We start from the raw sequence: 23,874 nt of genomic DNA, 5'->3' as shown, positions 1-23,874 counted from the left end.
GGCAGCGGTCACCATAACAACATACCGGGAAACCACCTTGAGTAGTGCCAACGACACCAGTACAACCCCCTCTTTTCAACACCATGAGCTATTGCGAATTTGCGCAATTTATCGGCTATCTATCGCCCTAGTGTTACTTGGAATTTTCTATTCGGATATAGGAGCCGGCGCTCTTGGAGATACTGCACCGCTACTTTTCTTGTATACAAGCGTTGTGTATTCCCTACTTAACTTTGGCTGGTTAATTTTTTTACGCCAGCAGGCCTATCAAGTAGGCACAGGGCAAATTGGTATCATTCTGGCCTGTGATATTCTGGTTTTCCTTCTTTTAATTGAATCCAGTGGTGGCTTGAACTCCGGTCTCGGCTATCTATTGCTAATCAATTGTTCAATCGGATCTATTCTTTTAGACCGCCGAATGAGTGCCTTCTTCGCGGCGCTGGCAAGTCTCGGGGTCATCGGCCTAGAGTTGTACAATTTGATGTCAGGTAAAGGCACTAGTCAGGATATTGTCGCCGCTGGAAGCCTAGGCCTGTTGCTATTCGCCACGGTAAGCGCATTACAGTATTTGTCTGTACGTATTCGTAGCGCCAATATTCGCGCCGACCAGCAAAGCCGCCAAGCTGCACACCTTCAGCGGCTGGCACAACAGATTATTGAGCGTATGGGTACCGGAGTACTGGTAATGGGCCCTACTGGCCAGCCCGAGCTGATTAATCAGGCAGCCCGGAGGCTCTTGGGAGAACAGTTACACGCTGAGAGCCTCGCAGGGAGCTCACTACTCCAGTCGATTCGCCAGTGGCGCGATACTAAAGGACCCGATACTTCACTGTTACAAGGGGACAATGGTAGAGAACTGCACCTAAACTTCGCGAAGCTCGAGCATGAAAGCGGCAACAGTACACTGGTATTCGTAGAAGATAATCGCAAGCTAGCCGTAGCTGCACAGAAATTGAAACTTGCCTCTCTCGGACATCTCACCGCCTCCATCGCTCATGAGATTCGCAACCCTCTCTCGGCTATCAGCCATGCTGCCCAACTGTTGTCTGAGTCCTCCCAATTGGCTGAGGAAGATCACTATCTCACCGAAATCATCTGTAGGCAGAGCCAGCGGGTTAATCAAATCGTCGAAAATGTTATGCAACTCTCGCGGCGCCAAGCTGGCGATCCGCAGGAACATGACATCAGTAGTTGGCTACAACAGTTGATCCAAGACTATAACGCCGGATCCATTGGGGCAGGTCAAGTTGAGCTCGACTTACCTGAGAACCCCCTCAAAGCCAGGTTTGACTCGGCACAAATGGCCCAGGTGGTCACCAATTTAACCGACAATGCCCTGCACCACTCTCAAGTAGCCTCCGGCAAGAGACATGCCTCAATTAGTGTGTACTACAATTCTGAGCGCGGTTGTACTCAATTGGATGTGAAAGACCAAGGGCCAGGGGTTCCACAGGCACACCAAGACAAGATTTTTGAGCCCTTTTTCACCACCGGCAGCCGCGGCAGTGGTCTGGGTCTTTATATTGCCCGAGAACTCTGTGAAACCAATCAGGCCAACCTCTACCACTGCCGTAGCAAGGATGATATGAGTTGCTTTAGAGTTGAATTTGCTCACTAAAAGAATGTGACTTGATTCTGCTCAGGAATATTTCCCAAAATGTATGAGAATATTCGTAAAGAATTTCTGACATAATCAGAATCGGCACCTTTGCCCACAATCTCCACAAAACAAGAAAAGACAGAGAATTGATGCTACCTCTGGCCCTGGTTGTCGATGACGAACCGGATATCTGCAAACTAATCACACTCACTCTGCAGCGCATGGATGTGAACTGTCACACCGCCGCCAGCTTAGCGGAGGCAACACGCCTGCTTAAAGAGAACCACTATGATTTTTGCCTGACCGACCTGCGTCTGCCAGATGGCGATGGTCTACAACTAGTCGAGCATATCCAGAGTGGTGTTCTTCGAGACTTGCCCATCGCAGTGATTACCGCGCACGGCAATATGGATACTGCCATTAAGGCGCTAAAGCTCGGCGCATTTGACTTTGTCAGTAAACCGGTCGATTTAGAACGGCTTCGCAACCTCGCTCAGCTGGCCCTACGCGTGAATAGGGAGCGAGATCCACAACAGAGCAAGAGCGCGAAGCAGCTGCTCTTAGGGGAAGCCCCAAATATGCGCAAGCTGCGCGAACAGATAGCCAAAGTTGCGCGCAGTGATGCCCCGGTTTATATCAGTGGCGAATCGGGCTCAGGTAAAGAACTGGCTGCCCGGTCCATTCATTCCCAGGGAGCCCGTGCCGACAAACCTTTCGTACCCATTAACTGTGGAGCCATTCCCACTGACCTTATGGAGAGCGAGTTTTTTGGGCATAAAAAAGGCAGTTTTACCGGCGCACATAAAGACAAAGCGGGCCTACTACAGAGTGCTCAGGGCGGTACTCTATTTCTCGACGAAGTTGCCGACCTACCCCTGGATATGCAGGTCAAGCTTTTGCGTACAATACAGGAAAAACGCATTCGGGCTATAGGCGCAAGTCAGGAAACTCCTATCGATGTACGTATCCTCAGCGCTACTCACAAGGACCTAGCCAAAGAGGTCACCGAAGGGCGCTTTCGCAACGACCTCTATTACCGCATCAATGTAATCGAAATATCCACACCCCCTCTACGCGAGCGCAGTGAAGATATACCTTTATTGGTCGATGCCATTATGCAGCGTATTGCCCAAAATTCAGGGACAATACCCCCTGGCATATCTACCGATGCCATGCAAGCCCTACAGGCTTTCCCCTTTCCCGGTAATGTTCGCCAACTCGAAAATATCCTCGAACGCGCCTTTACCCTATGCGATCATCAGGAAATTTGCCTTGATGACCTGCTACTGGAGAAGGATGAGCAATCGCAAGATCGAGAGGCTTCCTCTACTAGCACTAAAGGTGAAGCCTTAAATAGAAACCAATCGGAAGAAAACAATCGCTTTGATCCCAGCCAGTACAACTCCCTAGATGAATTTCTGCAGAATATTGAAAAAGAAGCAATTGAGAGCGCACTCACCAAGACTCGCTGGAACCGTACCGCTGCAGCTCAGAAACTTGGTATCAGTTTTCGCTCACTGCGTTACCGGTTGAAGAAGTTGGGGCTGGAGACTTAAGGTGGTCAAGGGATATCACACTGATCCGTGTGATATCCCTTAGACACTCTTTTGAGCAATTAACAAAGTAAAGAGTAAAAAAGAAGAGTCTCACCAGCACTCTGAAGTATTTGATCCAGTTGCCGTCCTAGCCCCTGCTTCATCCAACTTTAGCGCAGTGCATTCACTGTCTTTACTTTGGCTCTTTCCTGCAACAGGTTGCGCAGTAAGATCAAAAGTTGCTGCCGCTAAAATACCTGTGACTGTGTAGTAACCTTTTTCAGATTCAATACTGTTTCCCTCTGTGACTGATGCTGCGACGGCACAATTATCATTATTGTAAGTGCTATAAGTTGTAAAGCAGCGCTGTAACCTATGTGCAACGTCATTTAATACGGTTTGCGCATCAGTTCGATTTCCCTCTCTTATCATTTCCATATACGAGGGGATGGCTACAGCACTGATGACCCCAATAATCAGAACAACAACCATCAATTCCACTAGAGTAAAACCTGAATTTAGTTTTTTAACATTCATTTTCATATGCTACTTTCACCTAACGTATCCGTCTCCAAGAGATCCTTTCAATACCCCCAATCCGAAAACCGCCAGTAGTTCCAGCATTTCCACCAACATCTATGTATGGAGCAATAATTTTTCTTCCCGCAATAATTACATCGGAAAAACCGATAATAGCCTCGTCAACTTTTTTAGATCCACCAATGATCGACTCTCCAGCAAATCTAGGATCACCCAATGCTACTAATTCCATAATCCAGCCTGAGGCACCGGCAACACAAGGATCATCCGAAGGGATCAAAGTTGGGAAAATCAAGCGGTCATTAATCAGCAGGGGTTTACTAATTACTCTCTCTCCGCTTATTGAAGAACCAGTAGAATTAAAATCCAAATACCATCCACTTTTTGTCGGCCACCAACTAGTGTCCCCATCGTTGGTAACGCTCCTAGAATTACCAGTTTCAACTATGCTTTTTTGCATCAAATCAGAACGGTCGGTGCCTGACAAAACCACCCCTTTATCCACTATTCCATAAAAACTATGAATAATGCTGCCAGCGGTTTGATCTGTTTGGCTTACATATTTCCCTGTACCAAAGTAAACCATAATCGCCCCGTCTACTTCCGCATTAGAACCAAGTACCGGGGTAGAAGTTATTGGTTGAACCTTTCCATTTGGGTCCCTGGCAGTAAATAAGGGAGCATTACCTGAAAAAGCTAACTGCCATTTGCTGCCGGAAATGTCGAACTTCCACATATTACCCATCAAGTCCCCAGCATAAGCAGCATGCACCACTCTATTTGAGTCAATCAGTAATGAGGGACCGGCCAATCCATTATCCGTATTAGTATTTGTGGCAATTACCTGGATATCAGCTGGGTCAGCTAAATCAATCACTAGCAACTTAGCTTTATCATTGGCTGAATTATAACCATTACCAAATATAACTTTCCAACCATCCTCTGTAGGGGCAATTATTGGTCGCCCAAGAATATTGCCAATATCAGGATTAGAACCATCAATCTCAAATAGTATGTCAGGATTCTCAGGATCAGTAATATCTAAGGCAAATAATCCTTTAGCCCCTGCGCCATAAGTTCCAACGAGAACATTCATCCACTTTGGGCTACCACTTTTATTCTTGGCAAAGTAGGCATCACTGACAAACAAAGGACCATCAACAAGATATTGATGCGGGTTATCCTCAGTACCATAATCCAGCGCTGCAACATTCTTTAATTTTGAATATATAGCACTGGGGATATATGCAAACTTTTCTGATCCATCAGACGAGTCAAAGGCATGCAGCATGCCATCATTCGAACTTACATAGAGAATTTCACTGCGGTTATTTTTTCGACCTTCAAGGTAGTCCTGATAGCTATTCCCCCCCAGATTGTCTGGAAGTGTTTTAAATTTTTGATCTTTATTACTCGCCAATACAGGGCTTGCATTTACAACATCCCCTAGTAAAACAGCCCTGTCACGTAGACCATCGACGTCTTCACCACGTACCCAATTCAATCTTTGCTTTGCCAAATCTTCATCGTCAGTACTAATTAAGGCCGTCTTCTGGCTACTGGTTAAATTTGACCAAGAAAAATTAACTGTATCAGAACCATCAAAAGTTATGATATCTCGATTATTCGTTGGAATTTTTCCCGCTGTTGAGGTACTCCAAAGAGTCGTATCAGAAAGTGTTCCATCACTCTCCAGCCTAATAGATTTTATTTCGCCACTCCAATCACCCGAGTTGAAAATAGCCTGAAAGATTGCACTGTCTGTGCTCAACCTCGTTGAATTGGCTGCAACAGATGAAGAGGAAGCCTCTCTCTCATTTATTCTGGTAAGTAGATCGGAAAGCTGAGATGCAAATACAGTCGCATTTGCTGCATTGTAAAACCCACCCCTGCTGTTAACCCCAGCGTGGAGTAAATCATCTAGCTTTGCCGCATCACTATTATTAGGGTTTGGCCAGGAAATTGCCGCACCAGATTCAATAGCATTAAAAGCGGTATCAGAGTCAACACTACCTGTCACTCCTAAACCTACACCAAAGGTTACCATATGTTGCCAGTCTGCCGGATCAGCTTCCCCACTATCGACTTTATTATCGAGACTGCCATGTAAATCATTTTCCCAGTAGTACCTGGCTATATCTGCAAGAGTATTCGAACGAGAATCCTGAAATGGATTTCCATCATTACCATCTACATTACCAAAGCTAGATATACTGCTGTAATCATTACCATAACCATCTGTCATCAAAATGGTATAGCTCGCCCTACACGCAACTTGAGCACTGGAGTCATTAGTTCCAGGTTCCCCTGCCCAAGGACCATTCCTATCCGTTCGACTGTAATAGTCACCAACTCGCTTTAAGGCACTTAAGAGTGGAGTACCTGCCTGAGGAATATCTACACCGTAAAGATTTTCAAAAAAATCTTCACGATCATCTCCAGAAAAAGCGCGTACACCACTAATAATGGTACCCGTACTAACCTGATCTACATTGCTGGTTCCTTTATTTAGGGTTCCAAAACCCACTCTGAGACCTTCTGTTTGAGAAGAAAATGCTTTGCCAATTCCAGCACGGGAAAGTAATACCCGGGAACGGTAATATGAATACCAATTAGCAAAATTCTGGATCTCCTCCTCATAACTACAAGAAGTTGTCGATAGTTTACAATCCGTTCGATCTTCGCTACGAGGGAAAGTTAGGCCGGATCGAATCTCTTTGCGGGTATAGTTTGACGAATCAAAAAGACTACCATTACCGCTATATTGGAAGTAAGTAGCCGGATAAAAATACAAATAGCCATTACCACAAGCATCACTTTTATGGGAGTTCTTATTCGCAGAATCCCATAGCCAGCACTTTGCACGCTGATAATTATCAACCGTCAGATTTCTCCAACCTTTTGAAGTATTTGCAGGGTTATGGTAAGCCGCCTCCGGATTTGCCGCCGGCCAAAGAGATCCATCCTCTTTCGACCACGGTTCGTAACGAATTTCTGGATTATAATAAGTCTTATTATTATAAGCGGAGCGGAAATAAGCCGCCCACTTATTATCAGCTTCAAATCTAGGAATCGCCTGATCACCATTAGCCCAGTAATCACAACTTGATGTATTCCCATCTGCATATGGACAGGGTACAAATTTTACAGAGGAACTATTTGTTTCCGTATTTGGAAAAACATAGACGACCCGATCCAGCTTATTAAAGTAATTAGCCACTTCAGAAGGAGTAACCTCGAACTGCATTGAACCTGAGTCATCAAGAACAAACATAATATTCGGATCAGTACCCTGCTTTAAAAATAAAGGCTGTTGAGATAGCGTTAGGGACGCAGCACTATGGGCAATTCCAAGCGTTAGTGATGCGGCAATTACAGCAGAGAAACTTTTAATTTTTCTAGATATAAATGACATAGCTATTTTTCTCATCACTACTCAATCTTTCATAGTAGATTGCAAAATCACAACCGTATTTTCAGTACCGCCGACACCTCTACTGGTTATTCGGTAATAATTGGGAGGGACACCCTTATCCACAGACTCAAGATCAATAGCACCTCCAGTTTCACCTGTATTACTTGCTTCAGTCGTCACCTTCTCCACAATATAAATTGGCTGGCTGGCTATACTCTCTAGATCAAGATCAGCCTTTACCGACACACCAGACCAGCTAAAATCCAGCCAGAATCCACTATTTTTCGAACCATCTAACTCATCACCATATCCAACAGTATCGCCATCAAAAATTGTACTAATAGGTTTATTAAGCTCGGTTATTATATTTTCTTCAGCAACTCGAAGAGCAGACTCTGCGGCCTGAAACGCCAATTGACGATCCCGCATATTGCCTGCCATAAGTTCCTGCATACCACTCCCACGAATAGCCGCAAGGCCAATAAATGTCATTAGCAACAACATGACCAAGCCAACTAACAAAGTGGCTCCTCGCTCCTGCTTGAAAGTACTGATTTCTTTATACATAGGAGACCTTATTATAATTAGGGCACACGGCTTCTTATCGTTACAACACTGGTAAACACCTGCCGAAGACGACGATCCCCTGGGTTATTTATAACTTTACCGTCAAAAGTGTATGGCTGGGCTTCTTGTAAAACACTGTCTTCAATACTAGCCACTAGTAAATCTAAGCGAACAGTTGAAACTTTCTTCCAATCAAGAATAGAACCGATTTTTTCTGCCGTTTGATAGGCATCAATAACATCATCATCATTGATATCCAAACCATAAGTGATCTGCATATCTTCAACACCTTCGAGCAACTCTTGTTGCTCTCCATTTATTTCCCTAAATAAGCTAGGGCGCCCGGAAGTTCCATTGGCAATATAGTAAAAAGTTGATTCCAAATTAATTACTTGAGCATCTTTTCCAAAAGAATTATGTCCGTCAGTAGTCTCAGCGCCCCAAACTGCTACTTTGTTACCTGGCTCAAAAGAGGCAATATCCGAATGTTGTATTCCAATAGTTTCACTGGAGCTGGCACCAACAAAACCGGTTGCCTGAAAAACTCTCACATAGCTACAACTTGATACTACAACGATATCACCTTCACAAAATCCACTATATTTATCTTTACCTTCATCACACTCTCCACTTTCCACCCCAGTATTCTCTACAAATATCTGGGCCGGATTACTCATATCAGCTACTCCAACGCCAATACCAAAGGCACTACGAATTAAAATCGCATCAGTGCCTGCCAGTGCGCCATTTGGAAACCCAGCGACATCCTTGGAAGAATCCTCACCTTCTACAGCAACATCATATCGATAACTAATCAAGTCGCTGTCATTAAGGAAATTTTTCATATCTCCGCTACCTGAATGACGCGAAGGGTTTGCACATCCAACATAGCCAGCCATTCGAATATCTTCACTCAAAAACTCTATCGCCAAACGCCCAGTTTCCTGAACTCGCGACATTGCATTTTGCGTACTAAAAGTTAGGTTACTCGATAAAAATAGTTGGGTGACACCAGCTAGAAGCACTAGACCTACGGTAATTGATACCATAAGTTCCACCAGGGAGATCCCCGATTGTTCACGCATATACATCCCTCTAAATTCTCGTCATATACTGGAAGTTACTTTTATCCGCATTACCATCTGATCCGGTGGCATCATGTTCAGCCCATTGGATGACCACAGTACAAATATTATTTGTATCACATGAAATACCACCAGAGCCTTCTGGTAATAGCTCATTAAGTGCTTGTCGCCACTCGATCAGGTCAGATTGTGCCTGATTACCACTAGCCATTGGAGGAGCATCATTAATACCTAAATTATAATCAGCCAATCTGCCACGGCTCGCTCTCATTCGATCTAATAAATCGTAAGCAAGAATATTTGCTTGAGATCGCATGTAGGCACTATGATTGTACTGAAGTGCCCTGCTCTGTAGTGCGGCCAAACCAAGTAAAGATGTTGATAAGATCAATACGGTTACCATCACTTCAATTAAACCAACACCATACTGTGCATTAAATTTTTTCATATTATTCACAGCTTGTTTTAGATATTGAAATAACACCGGAGCTAGCGAGCACAATATTTTTTGCGCTATCTCCTGTACAGCCAGATGTTTTTACACTGATATTCGTCTGGACAAACCGACCTAGTGTACCCATACCCGTAAACCGCACAAACTTTGTTGCCGCATTTTGCGTAACACCAATAACAGCTTCCTCACCCTTAAAATCCCAACTGCGCAAAACACTATCAACAACAGGGTCAATAGCCTTTTCTGTCAAGGCTCCATCAACAAAAACTATCCAGCCATCAGACCATTTATTTTCTCCTGCACAACTAGAGCCATTACTACTTGCACAAATTGATACATTAGTACCGCGTTTTACCGCCTCACTACGAGAATAATGAAGCGCATTAATAAAATCATCGGCTAATGCAAATGACCTGTAATTATTAATCATATCTGTAAAGCTTGGGATAGCGACCGAGATTACAATTGCTAATACTGTCATAGCTACCAACAACTCAATTAAAGTAAAGCCGCTTTGAGTCTGCTTTTCCCCATGAGTACTTATAAATCGCTTACGATGCATTATTTCCTCAATTTACTCATAACTTACGTTCACTCATCCGCCAAGCATCTAGCAGTTAAAAGTCACCCAACGGTATAGTTAACAATTTAGCATCCTCACTTTCTTATCTCTATTAGCGACCGACAAGCGGCTTTTTCTGGGGGCTTAATGGTCTTCATAAGGAGAACTACTTCAAGGAGTAGAGATATGTATGAAGAATAAACAAGGGTTCACATTGCTTGAATTACTGATAGTACTCACTGTATTGACGGTACTGGTGATGATCGCAACACCAAGCTTTATTTCAATGATTCAAGAGACACGCCTAAAAGCAGTAACCGAAGAACTGTTTAATGCTGTTCAATTGACTCGTACAAATGCTATTACCCACAATCAAAGAGTAACCATGAGAAACTTCGGAAGTTGGGAATTAGGCTGGGAGATTTTTCTGGATCCTGATAATGACGGTTTACGCAGTAACGATGAACACTTAATTCTCAAAAAAGAAGCCCTGAAGGAAGTGCAAATAGCACCTAACTCGCCAGTAAAGGACTATATTTCTTTTATAAGCTCAGGTGAAAGCCGGAAAACAGGCTCGCCATTGGGGGCGTTCCAAGCTGGAACACTACATGTCTGCGCTCAGGAAGTTCAGGCCGCACAGGCTCTAATCCTATCAAGAAGTGGGCGAATGCGGATTGAAAAGGCAGATATCGGCAACTGCCCCTAAAAAGGAAGTTACAATTATCAACATTTAGAAAGGCGCTAGCGCAGCTCCTTGGGCAAAGAGAAGCGAATATTCTCCTCACGCCCATCCATCTCTTCTGGCACTGTGGCACCAAGCCGTTGCAATTTGCCAATCACCTCTTGCACCAGTACCTCTGGAGCCGAGGCACCGGCGGTGATGCCAATGGATTTTTTGCCTGTGAGCCAATCGGCATCAATATCAACAGCGCCGTCGATTAATTTGGCATCGGCACCACAGCGCTCGGCCAGTTCGCGCAGGCGGTTGGAGTTGGAGCTATTAGGGCTGCCCACAACCAACACCAGGTCGCTCTCCAGAGAAAGTTGGCGGACAGCATCCTGGCGGTTTTGGGTGGCGTAGCAGATATCATCCTTGCGCGGACCGCGGATGTTGGGAAAGCGCTGTCGCAAGGCATCGATTACCCGGGCAGTATCGTCCATGGATAAGGTGGTCTGGGTAACATATGCGAGATTATTCTCGTCATTCACCTTTAGCTTGGCCACATCCTCCTCGTCTTCGACCAAGTAGATAGCACCACCAGCAGTGCCATCATACTGACCCATAGTGCCCTCTACTTCCGGGTGTCCGGCGTGGCCGATTAGTATGCACTCGGCGCCATCACTGCTGAATTTGCTGACTTCGATATGCACCTTGGTAACCAGTGGACAGGTGGCATCGAATACACGCAGGTTGCGATCTTCTGCTTCCCTTTGCACAGCTTTGGATACACCGTGGGCACTGAAAATAACGATAACATCATCGGGCACTTCCGACAGCTCGTCCACAAACACGGCACCGCGCTCGCGCAGGCTTTCCACCACAAACTTATTATGTACCACCTCGTGACGTACATAGATGGGCGCACCAAAGACATCTAAGGCACGGTTAACAATATCAATCGCGCGGTCGACGCCGGCACAGAAGCCACGGGGATTAGCCAGTCGGATTTGCATTTTTACTTCAGCACTCTTTCGATAATCTATTCAACGGGTGAAAAATTGCCCTTATTGAATCGAATCCACTGCGATAATTTTTACGTGGAAGCTCAGTGTCTGCCCTGCCAGAGGGTGGTTGAAGTCAACGGTTACTTCATCTTCCTCAATCTCGCGAACTACACCGGGTAATTCACCACTTCCATTATCAAAGGAAACTACCAAGCCAGGCTCCAGTTCAATATCCGGAGCGAAGCTGTCGCGGCGCACCTTTTGCATGTTGGCCGGATTACGCTGACCGAAGCCCAGCTCAGGGGGGATTTCGATTTCCGCCTCATCGCCAGCTTTGAGACCGAAGAGGGCTTTTTCAAAGCCTGGCAGCAGGCTGCCATCCCCCACACTAAAAGAAGCGGGATCGCCTTTGAAAGTGGAGTCCACCTCGGTACCGTCATCCAGCTTAAGGCTGAAGTGCAGAGTTACGCGGCTGTGCTCGCCGATAACGCTATTACTCATGGTTCGTTAAACTTCCGCGTTATTTTTTGTCTTGTCGCCGTCTTTTTCTGCAAAGAAAAGCAACTCTATAACCAGCATGGCCGCGCCGATACTGATACCCATATCCGCCACATTAAACACTGGGAAATGCCAACTACCGTAGTACACGGAAATAAAGTCCCGCACATATCCCAGCAGAATGCGATCCCACAGATTTCCGAGAGCACCACCCAAAATCAGGGCCAGGGCACAGGGTTCCCAGCGCTTTAGCGCTGGCAAACGCCACAACCAGATAATGACCACAATGCTAAACACCATTGCGATCACACCAAAAAACCAGCGCTGCCAACCACCCGCATCAGACAGGAAGCTGAAAGCTGCACCATAGTTTTCCGCATAGGTGAACTGCAGAAAGCCCGGAACAATTTGCACCGATGGGCCGTACATAAATTCGCCCACAGCCCAGACTTTAGTGGCAACATCCAGAACCACCACAGCCAGTGCCAGCCAATACCAGCGCCAGGGGTGGCCGAATAGCAGATTAGTCTTAGGCATAGTGCCTTACCTCGCCCTCACCAGCCACATTCTCTACACAGCGACCGCAAATATCCGGGTAATCACTGTTTTCACCCACATCTGCACGGTAGTGCCAGCAACGCTCACATTTGGGGTGATCCACTTTGCTCACACCAATTTTAAGACCTTCAAGCTCGGTGCTTTCAGCACCCGCCGCATCGCTGAGAGGCTGCACTGAAGTGGAAGAGCAAATCAGTACGAAACGCAGTTCATTCTCCAACTCGAGCAATTTCTCGCGTAGATCATCATTGGCATACAGAGTAACTGCCGCCTGCAGAGACCCACCAATTGCTCCAGCAGCGCGCTGCTCCTCCAATACCTTGTTTACCGCCGTTTTCACTTCGGCCATTACAGCCCAATAGGCCGCACCTTTATCGGCTTCGGCTGACAGTTTGGGCAGCGGATACCACTCTTCGATAAACACGCTATCGGCATTATTACCAGGAATAAACTGCCACAACTCTTCCGCAGTGAAGCTGAGGATTGGGGCAATCCAGCGCACAAATGCCTGCACAATATGGTAGAGCGCGCTCTGTGCGGAGCGACGCGCGACACTATCTTCCTTGGTGGTGTACTGGCGGTCCTTGATGATATCCAGGTAGAAACCACCCATTTCAACCACGCAGAAGTTATGCAGCTTCTGGTAAATCTGGTGGAACTGGTAATTATCGTAGGCTGCCAGGATCTCATCCTGCAGGTGTGCAGCTTTATCCAGTGCCCAGCGATCTAGTGCCAGCAACTCTTCCTCCGGCAACAGGTCTTTTTGCGGATCGAAACCGGCTAGGTTAGATAGGAAGAAACGGGCGGTATTGCGCAGGCGGCGATAAGAATCGGCGGTGCGTTTAAGGATTTCGTCGGAAACGGCCATTTCACCACTGAAGTCGGTGGCCGATACCCACAGGCGCAGTACATCTGCACCCAACTTATTAATTACATCCAGGGGAGCAACGGTATTGCCAATAGACTTCGACATTTTGCGCCCCTGCGCATCCACGGTGAAACCGTGGGTGAGTACCTGTCTATAAGGCGCGCAACCATTAATGGCGATAGAAGTCTTCAGGGAAGATTGGAACCAGCCGCGATGCTGGTCGGACCCTTCCAGATATAGATCGGCGGGGAAGCGCAGCCCTTCGCGGCGCTCCAACACCGCGTAATGGGTCACACCTGAGTCGAACCAGACATCGAGGGTGTCGGTAACTTTCTCGTAATGTTCCGCCTCATCACCCAGAAGATCCCGAGCATCCAGATCAAACCAGACATCCATACCCTTTTCGTCAACCAGGGCCGCCACTTTATCCATCAAGGCAGGAGATTCCGGATGCAGCTCGTGGGTCTCTTTGTTCACGAACAAAGCAATAGGCACCCCCCAGGTGCGCTGGCGGGAAATACACCAGTCCGGGCTGCCATTGAGCATGGAGTCGATTCGGGCCTTACCCCAGCCGGGGATCCACAATACGTCATCGGCGGCTTTTTGCGCCTGATCCAGCAGGTCATTTTGCCGCATGCTGATAAACCACTGAGGAGTCGCACGGTAGATCAGCGGTGTCTTAGTGCGCCAGCAATGCGGGTAGCTGTGCTCCAGCTTGCCCTTGTGCAGCAGCACACCGCGCCCCTCAAGTAATGCAACAATCTTGTCGTCCACTTTGTAGACATGCTCGCCAGCAAATAGCGGCACACTGTCGCGATAAACACCGTTATTATCAATGTAATTGAGGGTCTCAATACCGTAACGTTTGCCTACCTGGAAATCGTCCGGACCGTGGTCTGGGGCTGTATGTACACAGCCGGTTCCAGCATCGGTAGTGACATGATCACCCAGGACAATGGGCAGCAACTTGTCGTAGAAGGGGTGATGCACTTTCAAGTGCTCCAGGGCCGCGCCGCGAATGCGACCCACAACTTCCCCTTCGAAGCCTGCGCGGGCCAGTACCGCATCCTTTAAGGCTTCTGCGATCAACAGGCGGCGCTTGCCTGCCTGCACCACCACATATTCCAGCTCACCGTTTACGGAGATCGCCTGGCTCGAGGGTAAGGTCCAGGGTGTTGTAGTCCAGATCACCACCGACAGTGGGCCTTCTCCAGCATGGCCACCAGAGGCATCGGCTATGGCCAGATCCGCCTCTTCACTCACCGGGTAGCAAACGTCAATGGAATAGGAGACTTTATCTTGATACTCCACTTCCGCTTCCGCCAACGCAGAACCACCCACCACACTCCAGTAGACCGGTTTGAAACCGCGTGCAAGATGGCCATTTTTCACCACACGGCCAAGGGCGCGAATAATATCGCCCTCAAACTGGAAATCCATAGTGCGGTAGGGGTTGTCCCATTCGCCAAACACTCCCAGGCGTACAAAATCTTTCTTCTGCCCATCCACCTGCTTGGCGGCATATTCACGGCACTTCTGACGGAAAGTCTTATGGTCCACCTTGCTGCCAGCTTTGCCAATTTTCTTCTCTACGCGGTGCTCAATCGGCAGGCCGTGGCAGTCCCAGCCAGGTACGTAGGGAGCATCGAAACCACTCAGGGTTTTCGACTTGATAATGATGTCTTTGAGAATCTTGTTAACTGAGTGACCAATATGAATATCGCCATTCGCATAGGGAGGGCCGTCGTGCAGGATAAATTGCTCGCGCCCGGCACGCGCCTCGCGAATTTTTTCGTAGAGCTTGTTGTCCTGCCATTTTTTCAGAATTGCCGGCTCACGCTGCGGCAAATTGCCGCGCATGGGAAAATCGGTCTCAGGCAGATTCAGGGTCGCTTTATAATCAGTCATTGGGTGTCTACTTCAGCTCTAGTAGAAAAATAAATTAGGTCGTCTCAGTTTATTGGTGCGGTCTAGGATTTTGTTTAAACCACTGCCGGGCATTTTCAATATCCTCGGCGATACGAGCCTTGAGAATATCCAACGAGGCAAACTTCTCCTCGTTGCGCAACTTGTGGCAGAACTCCACGGCGAGCTCTCGCCCATAGAGATTGCCATTGAAATCAAACAGGTTCACCTCCAGCAGGGGGCGCGCGCCCTCGCCCTCTACAGTGGGGCGAAATCCCACATTGGCCACGCCATCTATGTCTTGGCGCCCCGTAGCAAGCTCAGAACCATCTGTGGCAGTGGTGCGCACCGTATAAACGCCAACTAGCGGGGAGCGGTAACGCTGCAGGCGCACATTGGCCGTGGGCGCACCCAGCTGACGACCGAGTGAACGCCCTGGCGCCACCCTGCCGGTAATCTTGTAGGGCCGCCCCAAGAGGGTTTCAGCCAGCTCAAAATCACCACCCTGCAGGGCTTCGCGAATACGGGTACTGCTCACCCTGGAGCCACGTATTTCCATAGTCGCGGTATCTTCCACGGTAAAGCCATGCTGGGCGCCCATCGCTTGCAGGAGGCTATAGTCTCCACTGCGGTCGCAGCCAAAACGAAAATCATCACCCACCACCAGATGGCGAATGCCCAGGCCATCAAGCAGTATCCGCTGGATAAATGCCTCAGCACTGAGGCCGCGCAGGGTATCGTTAAACTGCAGGCACAAGACTCGCTCCACACCCACATCGAACAGCGCCAGCACTTTTTCCTTAAAACGCATCAGCCTCGCGGGAGCCTGCTCGCCAGAGAAGAACTCGTGGGGCTGGGGTTCAAATATAATGGCTACCGAAGGAAGGCCCTGCTCAAGCGCACGCTGTTGCAACTGGGCAATGATCGCCTGATGACCAAGATGTACGCCGTCGAACGAGCCGATCGTCGCCACGCATCCTCGGTGGCGGGGGCGCAGGTTGTGCAACCCGCGAATTAGTTCGCGTTCCTGGGCCAAAACGATCTTCCCATCCTCATAAAATCGAGCCGCACAGTATAGCGGATTCCCACAGGGCGGCCAGTAGCGACTGGCCGCATACAATTCATGCCACATTGGCTTCTATTCAAAGTTAACTGGTGGCGCGGAAGTGACGTGGGCGCAGGCCTGACACAAACAGGGTAAACAGGTAGGCCAAGCCCCCTGCGGCTACTATTACACCCATACGCCAGGCCCGTTCAAACCAGCCCCAGGCACTCCAACTTTCCCAGACGTGAAGGAGCCCCATCAGCACAGCGACCATCGCCAAATTCGCCGCTATCAACCGCAATAGGAATCGCCCCCAACCAGCCTCAGGCATGTAAACGTCATCCCGGCGCAAACCCTTGTACAGTAACCAGGCGTTGATTGCCGCCTGGCAGGCGGTAGCCAGCGCCAGTCCCATATGGCCGAGTTTAAAATAATGATTCAGCGGGATAACAAACAGAAGGCTCAGCACCATCTTGGCCGAAATTGCGATCAAGCCGAAACGCACCGGTGTATAGGTATCCTGACGGGCAAAATAGCCCGGCGCTAGCACTTTGATCAACATAAAAGCCAACAACCCCAAGGCGTAAGCTCGTAGGGACCAGGCCGCCATCTGCATATCTCTGGGCTGCATCTGGCCGTATTGGAATAGCGTGGTCAACAGCGGCTCAGCTAATACCACAAGGGCTACCGCCGCAGGCAGGGAGATAAGGGTAACGCTGCGCAGCGCCCAGTCGAGGGTATGGCGAAAGCGGCGCGGATCTCCATCGCTGTGCAGACGAGACAAGCTCGGCAATATCACCGTTGCCACAGCCACACCAAACACCCCCAGCGGTAATTCGGTCAGGCGATCGGAAAAATACAACCAGGAGACACTGCCACTGGGCAGGAATGAAGCCAGCAGCGTATCCAATACCAAACTGATTTGAGTGACCGAGACTCCAAAAATTGCCGGAGCCATCAGGCGCAGAATTTTGCGTACCCCCGGGTGGCTCCAATCCCACTTGGGCCTTGGCAATAACCCCTCGCGCGCCAGAAAAGGCAGCTGAAACAGCAATTGCACCACTCCGGCCAAAAGCACACCCCATGCCAAGGCCAGTATCTCTGGATCGAACCAAGCCGTACCTATAGTTGCCGCACCAATCAACACCAGATTCAACATAATTGGCGTCAGTGCCGGAATCGCAAATCGATCAAAGCTGTTCAGAATAGCGCCGGTGAAACCCGCCAGTGAGATCAACATCAGGTAGGGGAAGGTAATTTGCAACATGCCGGTGGCGAGCTCAAACTTTTCCCTTTCGCTGCCATCCCACCACCAGCCAAATGCAAAGATCCCCGTCACCAGAGGCGCGCACAATACGCCAAATAAAGTAACCAACAACAAAACACCGCCGAGTGCTCCCGCGACGCGATCATTGAGCTCTCGTGCTGCAGCAATGCCCCCCTTTTGGCGGTACTCCGCCAACACCGGCACAAATGCTTGGGCAAAGGCGCCCTCAGCAAACAAGCGGCGGAAAAAGTTAGGGATTTTAAACGCCACGAAAAAAGCATCGGCGGCATCCCCAGCCCCGGCAAAGCGCGCCAGGGCCATATCCCTGGCCAGGCCGGCAACCCGGGACAACATCGTTGCGGCCCCCACCACCGAGCTGCCGCGCAGGAGTCTGGATGTACCGGTTTTTTCGACGGGCTGGTCTTGGGTGGGCGGCGACTGGGGCAACGCTGTGACTCCTGGATTTGGGCGATATCTGCTGGCCGGCAAGTCTACCGCAATTCCACAAAAGTCATTGAGGGATGGATATCTTTATGCTCCTACGACCTGGAGCCCACGAGCCTATACTAGCTGTGAATTAGTGACGCGTCCCACGGAATCGGTGGCGCGGGGAGAAGACAGGATGACCATTAACGCTTTGATTATTGCCCTGGCACTGGCGATTGTGCTTTACATTGCGATAATGCGTGGCCCCCGCCCCCAGCGTGTGCGTGTCCGCGTAGATTCGCCCCGCGACCGGCGCTACCACCGCCTGAAATAACAGGACACACCGGTTGCCATCTTTCGCCACAATTGCGCAGCGATTTGCCACCACTGCGCCACGCCAGTGCCTCCTTGGAGCTTTTTAATAGCACTCAAACGGGCCACACACAGCCCCACCGAGTAAAAGAAAGCCTCCAAGGAGAGTAAGCAATGAAAAAAACATTAATGGTTGCAGCCCTGACTTCCCTGATCGCCTCTGGTACCCAGGCGAATGAACTCAACGAATCGAAACTGACCCCGGCCAAGCAGGCCACGGTCTTTACCACGGCAGCCGTTGCCGGTGCCGCTGTAGGGGGCCCTGTCGGGTTTATCGCCGGCGCAATCGGTGGAGCCTGGCTCGGCGAACAGGTCAAGCAAGCAGAAGAGGCTGATATGCTGGCAACACAACTGACAGAGAGCCGTGCAGAGCTCAGCAACCTGGCACAGCAACTGGATGCGGCTCGACTGTCCGCGAATGATGCCAGCCAAGTGGCACTGGATTCATTACAGTTCCAGATGCTATTCACCACCGGGGAAGACGAACTCCAGACCACCCAGCTTCAACAGCTGAATGCCATGGCAGACTTCCTGAAACGCCATCCCCACCTGCAGATTCAACTGGAGGGACACGCAGACCCACGGGGCAGCGATGGTTACAACAACGTGCTCTCTGACCAACGTGCCCTAAGTGTTGAACAGGCACTGATCTCTCTGGGCATTGACGCCTCCCGCATCAGCCGTCGCGCTATGGGCTCCACCTACTCGGAGGCCCCCAAGGGCGATGTCGACGCTTACGCCATGGAGCGCCGTGTTGATATCCGCTTTTCCCTACCGGAATCCATGGCCGGACACTTCTAACAACTGCTAAACAGCCGCGATGGACTGCAAATCCTCGCGGCTGCGCAAGGTGACTTCAAATCGCTATTGCGCCTGTGGACTGATTAAAAGTATGGCCACAAACTCTCCTCCGTGAAAAAAACCCTGTTGTGCTTGCGGGCCATTTGCGCCCGCCTTTTTGCCAATAAGCTGCTATTTCGTGCATGATTCTCCGCCACAAAGGAAGCAGCCGGAATCAGCCATGAGTGCAACTATCGCTATTGTCGAAGACGAGCGCGCCATCGCCGAAAATTACCGCGATGCATTGCGCCGTAGCGGTTATCGAGTCGATCTCTACAGCGCAAGGATTGAAGCCATGGAAGCTTTCCGGCAGCGACTGCCAGACCTGGCGGTAATCGACGTCGGGCTCGGCAGTGAAGTGGAAGGCGGTTTTGAGTTGTGCAGGGAGCTGCGCGCTATGGCCCCCAGTCTGCCAATCCTGTTTCTCACCGCCAGAGACTCCGAACTGGATATTATTTCGGGACTACGCCTCGGCGCCGACGACTATCTCACTAAGGATATCTCCCTGCCCCATATGCAAGCGCGTATCAACGCGCTGCTGCGACGGGTCAGCGTACTGCGCGACCAGAGCGATGAAGGGGAAAGCCTTACCCAGGGCAAGCTGGAATTGGATATTTCCCGGTTGCATTGCCACTGGGACGGAAGGGTAGTTGATCTCACTGTCACTGAATTCTGGATTGTCCACGCTCTAGCCAAGCGCCCCGGGCATGTGAAGTCCCGCAGTCAGCTGATGGAGGCCGCTCGGGTAGTTCTGGATGACAACACCATCACCTCCCACGTAAAGAGAATCCGCAAAAAATTTCAGGCCCTGGATAATGAATTCAACGCTATAGGTACAGCCTATGGCATGGGCTATCGCTGGCAGCTCTGATTGCCTCGGCAACATAGCAGCCGGTCTACAGCTTTTCGGGGACCCGTAGATGAAACTTCGCCGACAACTCCTATTGGTGAGCCTTGTGGCGCTGGCTCTGCCCTGGGCCGGCTGTCAGTATCTCCGTCAGGTGGATGCGGCACTGGCGCAGGGCCAACTACAGGCCCTCGAGGCCACAGCTGCAGCAATTGCCGCGCGCCTGGCCAGCGCACCAGAGTTAATCGCTCCCGATCCCGCACGCCATGCTAGACCGCCTGGAAGCCAGCTCTACTTAAACCCCCTCTCCCACCCTCCAGTTGTAGATGGTTACGGGGACGATTGGCGTCCCTGGGAGCTTACTCCCCGAGAACTGCTCAATGAGCAGCACATGCCCCAGGCCCAGATCACACTCGGCCAGTATGCTGATCAGATCTACCTACTGCTAACAGTCAGTGATGAGACCCCAGCCTACCGGGACCCTCGCACAAACCTGCTCGCCGGAGGGGATACCGTTCAGCTGTTTACCAATGGGCGCCATTATCTGTTGCCGGTGGCGAGCCGGGGGCCTGTCGAGGCCTTTTGGCACAATCCACGCGAAGGCAGCTACCAACGCGAATTGCGCCTGCGCGGGCGCTGGACCGCTTCACCGAAGGGGTATCAACTAGAGCTCAGCCTTCCCTACACACTCACACGTGGCAGCCTGTCCATTCAAATACTCGACCGCACCAGTAGCAACGGTTCCCCACCAGTTCACAGTACCAGTACCCTTCCCGCCGATGGCCTGCCGGGGCACTTAGTTGCTCCACTGCCCAAGCTGCAGGCGGAATTGGACCACTTTGCCCGCCCAGACCTGCGCTTGGCAGTCGTAGACAGCGAGGGATTCCTGCTCGCCAGTAACGGCCAACCACAGGTGGCCATTGAGGAGCAGAGCACACCACGGCCCTGGCTGCGCAGTTGGATTTATCGCAAACTGCTTGCCAGGGAAGAGCTACCAAAGCTACCCCAAAATGAACTGCCGCTAAGCAGTGGCATTGGACGTGATACAGCCGAGCAGTGGTTTGGCGGGCCACTACAGTCGCGTATAGGAGCAGTCAGTGTGCCCGTGATAACTCGGGCTGACGAAGTCGTAGAAAGGCCTCTGCTGGGACGAGTGCTTGTGTTGCAGTCCGCTGAGGCTATGCAGTCGATGACCGATAGCGCCGCACACAGGTTATGGTTGATTAGCTGTGCGGCAGCAGCAACCGCACTGCTGTTTTTGCTCGGCTACGCCAGCTGGCTATCTTGGCGCATTCGCAAGCTGCACCGCGCTGCGCGCAATGCGGTCGACAGCAGTGGCAAATTGCGTGGCAACTTTCCCCTCTCCTCTGCCAGAGACGAACTGGGCGCACTTAACCGTGCCTTTGCCAGTCTGCTGGGCGAGCTAGATCAGTATCACCAATACCTGCGAACCCTCGCCAGTAAATTGTCCCACGAGTTGCGCACGCCTCTCGCGGTGGTGCGCTCTTCACTCGATAACCTCTCCACCGGCAAACTGGATGAAGACAGCCGCCGCTATGCCGAACGCGCACTGGATGGCAGTGCCCGCCTATCCGGCATCCTCAACAGCCTCTCTGCGGCTAGCAACCTGGAAGCCAGCATTCATCAGGCAGAGCGCGAGCGCTTTGACTTGGCGGACCTGCTGGAAGTTATGGTGCAGTGCTATGGCGACGCCCACCCCCGCCACCAATTTTCTCTGAAAAAGCCAAGTGGAGAGCTTCGCTGTGAGGGCGCTCCGGAGCTATTGGCACAGCTTTTAGATAAGCTGGTAGACAATGCCTGTAGTTTCGCCCCAAAGCACAGTGAGATTCAGCTTGCAGTCCACAGCGAAAAGGACGGCTACCTAATCAGTGTGAGTAACGACGGTCCATTACTACCCAATGGCTATGCACACAAGCTGTTCGATTCCCTGGTATCTGTGCGTAAGGAAGGTGACAACGCTGGGCATCTGGGCCTTGGATTGCATATCGCTAAATTGATTGCTGACTTTCACCGAGCCCGCTTGGAGGCTCGAAATCGCACAGATAATAGCGGTGTGGAGTTCAGCCTAAAACTGCCGACCCGCTAATCACGCACCAGCACTGGCAGACAAAGCGCAAGCTATCTGCCCAGATGGTTGACAAACAACCAGCTGTGGGGATAATGTCGCGTCCCGATCGGGCCCCAGGGCCTGTTAGTTACAGATTTATAGATTCCAGACAGGAGCAACCGGTGGCCAACTCACCTCAAGCGAAGAAACGCGCGCGCCAGAACGACAAGCGCCGCATGCATAACGCCAGTCTGCGCTCCATGGTGCGCACCTACATTAAGAAGGTAGTTGCGGCCATCGATGCAGGCGACGCTGAAAAAGCAAAAACTGCATACGCAGAAGCGGTTCCCGTTATCGACCGCATGGCAGACAAAGGCATTATTCACAAGAATAAAGCCGCTCGTCACAAGAGCCGCCTGAACGCTCAGGTTAAAGCTCTCGCCGCCTAATTCTTTAGGTAGCAGACACAAAAAACCCCGCAATGCGGGGTTTTTTTATGCCTGAAAGCCAGTACTTCTGCTAGAGCAAGATAAGGTTATCTCTGTGTATCAACTCATCGTCATCACGATAGCCGAGCAACTCAACAAAGTGCTCCGATGACTGCCCGAGAATCCTGGCACTCTCGCTGCTGTCATAATTTACAAGACCACGGGCGATCTCATGTCCCGCACCATCAAGACAGGAAACCAAGTCTCCCCGGTGAAAACGCCCCTGCACCGCAGTCACCCCCACCGATAGCAAACTCTTACCACCATCGCGCAATGCCCTCTCAGCACCACTATCGAGAGTGAGACTACCGCGCACCTGTAGCTGCCCGGCAAGCCAGCGCTTCCTCGCCGCCAAGGGGTCCGCCTCCGGAAGCAGGAGAGTTCCCAAATCCTCGCCTTTCCATACCCGTGTTACCACTCCCTCTCTGGCACCCCCGGCAATCACAGTGCAGGCACCGGAACGAGCCGCCAGTTGTGCCGCACGCACCTTGGTGGTCATACCTCCTCGTCCCAGACCACTGCGGGAGTCCCCCGCCATCCCCAGTAGCCTCGGATCCAGCGCCGAGGCCTCACCAACAAGCTCTGCATCGGGGTTATCGCGAGGGTCTTCGGTAAAGAGCCCATCGGCATCAGTCAAAATCAACAAGGCATCCGCCTCGACAAGGTTAGCCACCAACGCCGCCAAGGTGTCGTTATCACCGAAACGTATTTCATCGGTTACGACGGTATCGTTTTCATTGACGATCGGCACAGCTCCCAATGAGAGTAGTGTTCGCAATGTACTGCGCGCATTGAGGTAACGAGTGCGGTTGGAGAGATCATCATGATCCAACAAAATCTGCGCGCTGCGTATATCGAAGAGACCGAAAGCCTGCTCATAGACCTGCACCAAATGGCTCTGCCCTATCGCAGCTGCGGCCTGCAACTGATGGATCGACTCCGGTCTGCGGTTCCAGCCGAGACGATCCATACCCGCAGCTACTGCCCCAGAAGAAACCAACACCACTTCAACACCCTGCTGGCGCAATTCGGCGATCTGTGCCACCCAGGCGCAGATCGCTGAATTATTGACGCCGCGACCGTTATCAGTAAGCAGGGCACTGCCAATTTTTACCACCCAGCGCTGCCCCTTAGAAAGTCCTCTACGGGACACTGATACGGAGCCCATACTTCCTCCCTGGACACCGGCCCCTAGGGGCCTATCGAATTATCATCACATTGCCGGTAAAGGGCCGAGCTGACAGAAATTCTGCGCGGCAGCACAGATTT

The 23,874-nt window shown here is 50.6% G+C and carries 21 protein-coding genes; 8 read left to right on the top strand and 13 right to left on the bottom strand.

Annotated features, from left to right (window positions below):
- The first annotated feature begins 37 nt into the window (after window positions 1–37).
- Both ACJJIJ_RS21000 and ACJJIJ_RS20995 read left to right on the top strand, forming a co-directional pair.
- Window positions 38–1,618 (top strand): sensor histidine kinase, encoded by a 1,581-nt coding sequence (locus ACJJIJ_RS21000; RefSeq protein WP_444938318.1) that lies wholly within the window; start codon window positions 38–40, stop codon window positions 1,616–1,618.
- A gap of 131 nt (window positions 1,619–1,749) precedes the next feature.
- The gene (locus ACJJIJ_RS20995; RefSeq protein WP_252084457.1) at window positions 1,750–3,156 is read left to right on the top strand and encodes a sigma-54-dependent transcriptional regulator; all 1,407 of its coding nucleotides are present in this window, start codon (window positions 1,750–1,752) and stop codon (window positions 3,154–3,156) included.
- Window positions 3,157–3,246: 90 nt separating this feature from the next.
- Here the strand turns inward: ACJJIJ_RS20995 and ACJJIJ_RS20990 are convergent, their stop codons facing one another.
- Genes ACJJIJ_RS20990 through ACJJIJ_RS20965 form a run of 6 tightly spaced genes read right to left on the bottom strand, consistent with a single transcriptional unit; the run spans window position 3,247 to window position 9,758 of the window.
- A complete protein-coding gene (locus ACJJIJ_RS20990; protein WP_444938317.1) occupies window positions 3,247–3,678 on the bottom strand; it encodes a type IV pilin protein in 432 nt (143 codons plus the stop codon).
- Between the two features lie 13 nt (window positions 3,679–3,691).
- Entirely contained in the window at window positions 3,692–7,105 is a 3,414-nt protein-coding gene (locus ACJJIJ_RS20985; RefSeq protein ID WP_444939597.1) for a pilus assembly protein, read from the bottom strand.
- Between the two features lie 6 nt (window positions 7,106–7,111).
- The gene (locus ACJJIJ_RS20980) at window positions 7,112–7,657 is read right to left on the bottom strand and encodes a pilus assembly PilX family protein (protein ID WP_252084455.1); all 546 of its coding nucleotides are present in this window, start codon (window positions 7,655–7,657) and stop codon (window positions 7,112–7,114) included.
- A 17-nt stretch (window positions 7,658–7,674) separates the two neighbouring features.
- A complete protein-coding gene (locus ACJJIJ_RS20975) occupies window positions 7,675–8,742 on the bottom strand; it encodes a PilW family protein (protein ID WP_444938316.1) in 1,068 nt (355 codons plus the stop codon).
- A 10-nt stretch (window positions 8,743–8,752) separates the two neighbouring features.
- Window positions 8,753–9,190 (bottom strand): type IV pilus modification protein PilV, encoded by a 438-nt coding sequence (gene pilV / locus ACJJIJ_RS20970; protein WP_444887976.1) that lies wholly within the window; start codon window positions 9,188–9,190, stop codon window positions 8,753–8,755.
- A gap of 1 nt (window position 9,191) precedes the next feature.
- Window positions 9,192–9,758 (bottom strand): GspH/FimT family pseudopilin, encoded by a 567-nt coding sequence (locus tag ACJJIJ_RS20965; protein WP_444887975.1) that lies wholly within the window; start codon window positions 9,756–9,758, stop codon window positions 9,192–9,194.
- Between the two features lie 190 nt (window positions 9,759–9,948).
- Between ACJJIJ_RS20965 and ACJJIJ_RS20960 the strand changes: the two genes are divergently transcribed.
- Window positions 9,949–10,464: a GspH/FimT family pseudopilin gene (locus tag ACJJIJ_RS20960; protein WP_444887974.1), complete on the top strand. Its 516-nt coding sequence runs from the start codon at window positions 9,949–9,951 to the stop codon at window positions 10,462–10,464.
- Between the two features lie 35 nt (window positions 10,465–10,499).
- On the opposite strand, the gene ispH is transcribed toward ACJJIJ_RS20960, so the two are convergent.
- The 6 genes from ispH to murJ form a co-directional block, all read right to left on the bottom strand.
- On the bottom strand, window positions 10,500–11,432 hold the full coding sequence (gene ispH, locus ACJJIJ_RS20955) for a 4-hydroxy-3-methylbut-2-enyl diphosphate reductase (protein WP_252084450.1): 933 nt from the start codon (window positions 11,430–11,432) through the stop codon (window positions 10,500–10,502).
- 51 nt (window positions 11,433–11,483) lie between these two features.
- Window positions 11,484–11,924, bottom strand: a complete 441-nt coding sequence (locus ACJJIJ_RS20950; RefSeq protein ID WP_252084449.1) for an FKBP-type peptidyl-prolyl cis-trans isomerase — start codon at window positions 11,922–11,924, stop codon at window positions 11,484–11,486.
- A gap of 6 nt (window positions 11,925–11,930) precedes the next feature.
- Complete coding sequence (gene lspA, locus ACJJIJ_RS20945) at window positions 11,931–12,458, bottom strand: signal peptidase II (RefSeq protein WP_444887973.1); 528 nt, start codon at window positions 12,456–12,458, stop codon at window positions 11,931–11,933.
- Window positions 12,451–15,255, bottom strand: coding sequence for an isoleucine--tRNA ligase (ileS, locus tag ACJJIJ_RS20940; protein ID WP_444938315.1), 2,805 nt, complete (start codon window positions 15,253–15,255; stop codon window positions 12,451–12,453). Before ileS ends, lspA begins: the two co-directional genes overlap by 8 nt.
- 49 nt (window positions 15,256–15,304) lie before the next feature.
- Window positions 15,305–16,288, bottom strand: a complete 984-nt coding sequence (ribF, locus tag ACJJIJ_RS20935) for a bifunctional riboflavin kinase/FAD synthetase (protein ID WP_444938314.1) — start codon at window positions 16,286–16,288, stop codon at window positions 15,305–15,307.
- A gap of 112 nt (window positions 16,289–16,400) precedes the next feature.
- The gene (gene murJ / locus ACJJIJ_RS20930; protein ID WP_286036999.1) at window positions 16,401–18,011 is read right to left on the bottom strand and encodes a murein biosynthesis integral membrane protein MurJ; all 1,611 of its coding nucleotides are present in this window, start codon (window positions 18,009–18,011) and stop codon (window positions 16,401–16,403) included.
- Between the two features lie 4 nt (window positions 18,012–18,015).
- Between murJ and ACJJIJ_RS20925 the strand changes: the two genes are divergently transcribed.
- The 5 genes from ACJJIJ_RS20925 (at window position 18,016) to rpsT (ending at window position 22,566) form a co-directional block, all read left to right on the top strand.
- Complete coding sequence (locus ACJJIJ_RS20925; RefSeq protein ID WP_444887970.1) at window positions 18,016–18,324, top strand: hypothetical protein; 309 nt, start codon at window positions 18,016–18,018, stop codon at window positions 18,322–18,324.
- A gap of 152 nt (window positions 18,325–18,476) precedes the next feature.
- The gene (locus ACJJIJ_RS20920) at window positions 18,477–19,163 is read left to right on the top strand and encodes an OmpA family protein (protein ID WP_252084444.1); all 687 of its coding nucleotides are present in this window, start codon (window positions 18,477–18,479) and stop codon (window positions 19,161–19,163) included.
- Between the two features lie 220 nt (window positions 19,164–19,383).
- Window positions 19,384–20,073: a proteobacterial dedicated sortase system response regulator gene (gene pdsR, locus ACJJIJ_RS20915; protein ID WP_252084443.1), complete on the top strand. Its 690-nt coding sequence runs from the start codon at window positions 19,384–19,386 to the stop codon at window positions 20,071–20,073.
- Window positions 20,074–20,122: 49 nt separating this feature from the next.
- On the top strand, window positions 20,123–22,156 hold the full coding sequence (locus tag ACJJIJ_RS20910) for an ATP-binding protein (RefSeq protein ID WP_444938313.1): 2,034 nt from the start codon (window positions 20,123–20,125) through the stop codon (window positions 22,154–22,156).
- A gap of 143 nt (window positions 22,157–22,299) precedes the next feature.
- The gene (gene rpsT, locus ACJJIJ_RS20905) at window positions 22,300–22,566 is read left to right on the top strand and encodes a 30S ribosomal protein S20 (RefSeq protein WP_020411431.1); all 267 of its coding nucleotides are present in this window, start codon (window positions 22,300–22,302) and stop codon (window positions 22,564–22,566) included.
- A 70-nt stretch (window positions 22,567–22,636) separates the two neighbouring features.
- On the opposite strand, the gene proB is transcribed toward rpsT, so the two are convergent.
- Window positions 22,637–23,773, bottom strand: a complete 1,137-nt coding sequence (gene proB / locus ACJJIJ_RS20900; RefSeq protein ID WP_444938312.1) for a glutamate 5-kinase — start codon at window positions 23,771–23,773, stop codon at window positions 22,637–22,639.
- Between the last annotated feature and the right edge of the window lie 101 nt (window positions 23,774–23,874).

Source organism: Microbulbifer mixtoriginis (SeqCode) (genome assembly GCF_052467945.1).
This window is presented reverse-complemented; position numbering and strand designations above follow the sequence as displayed.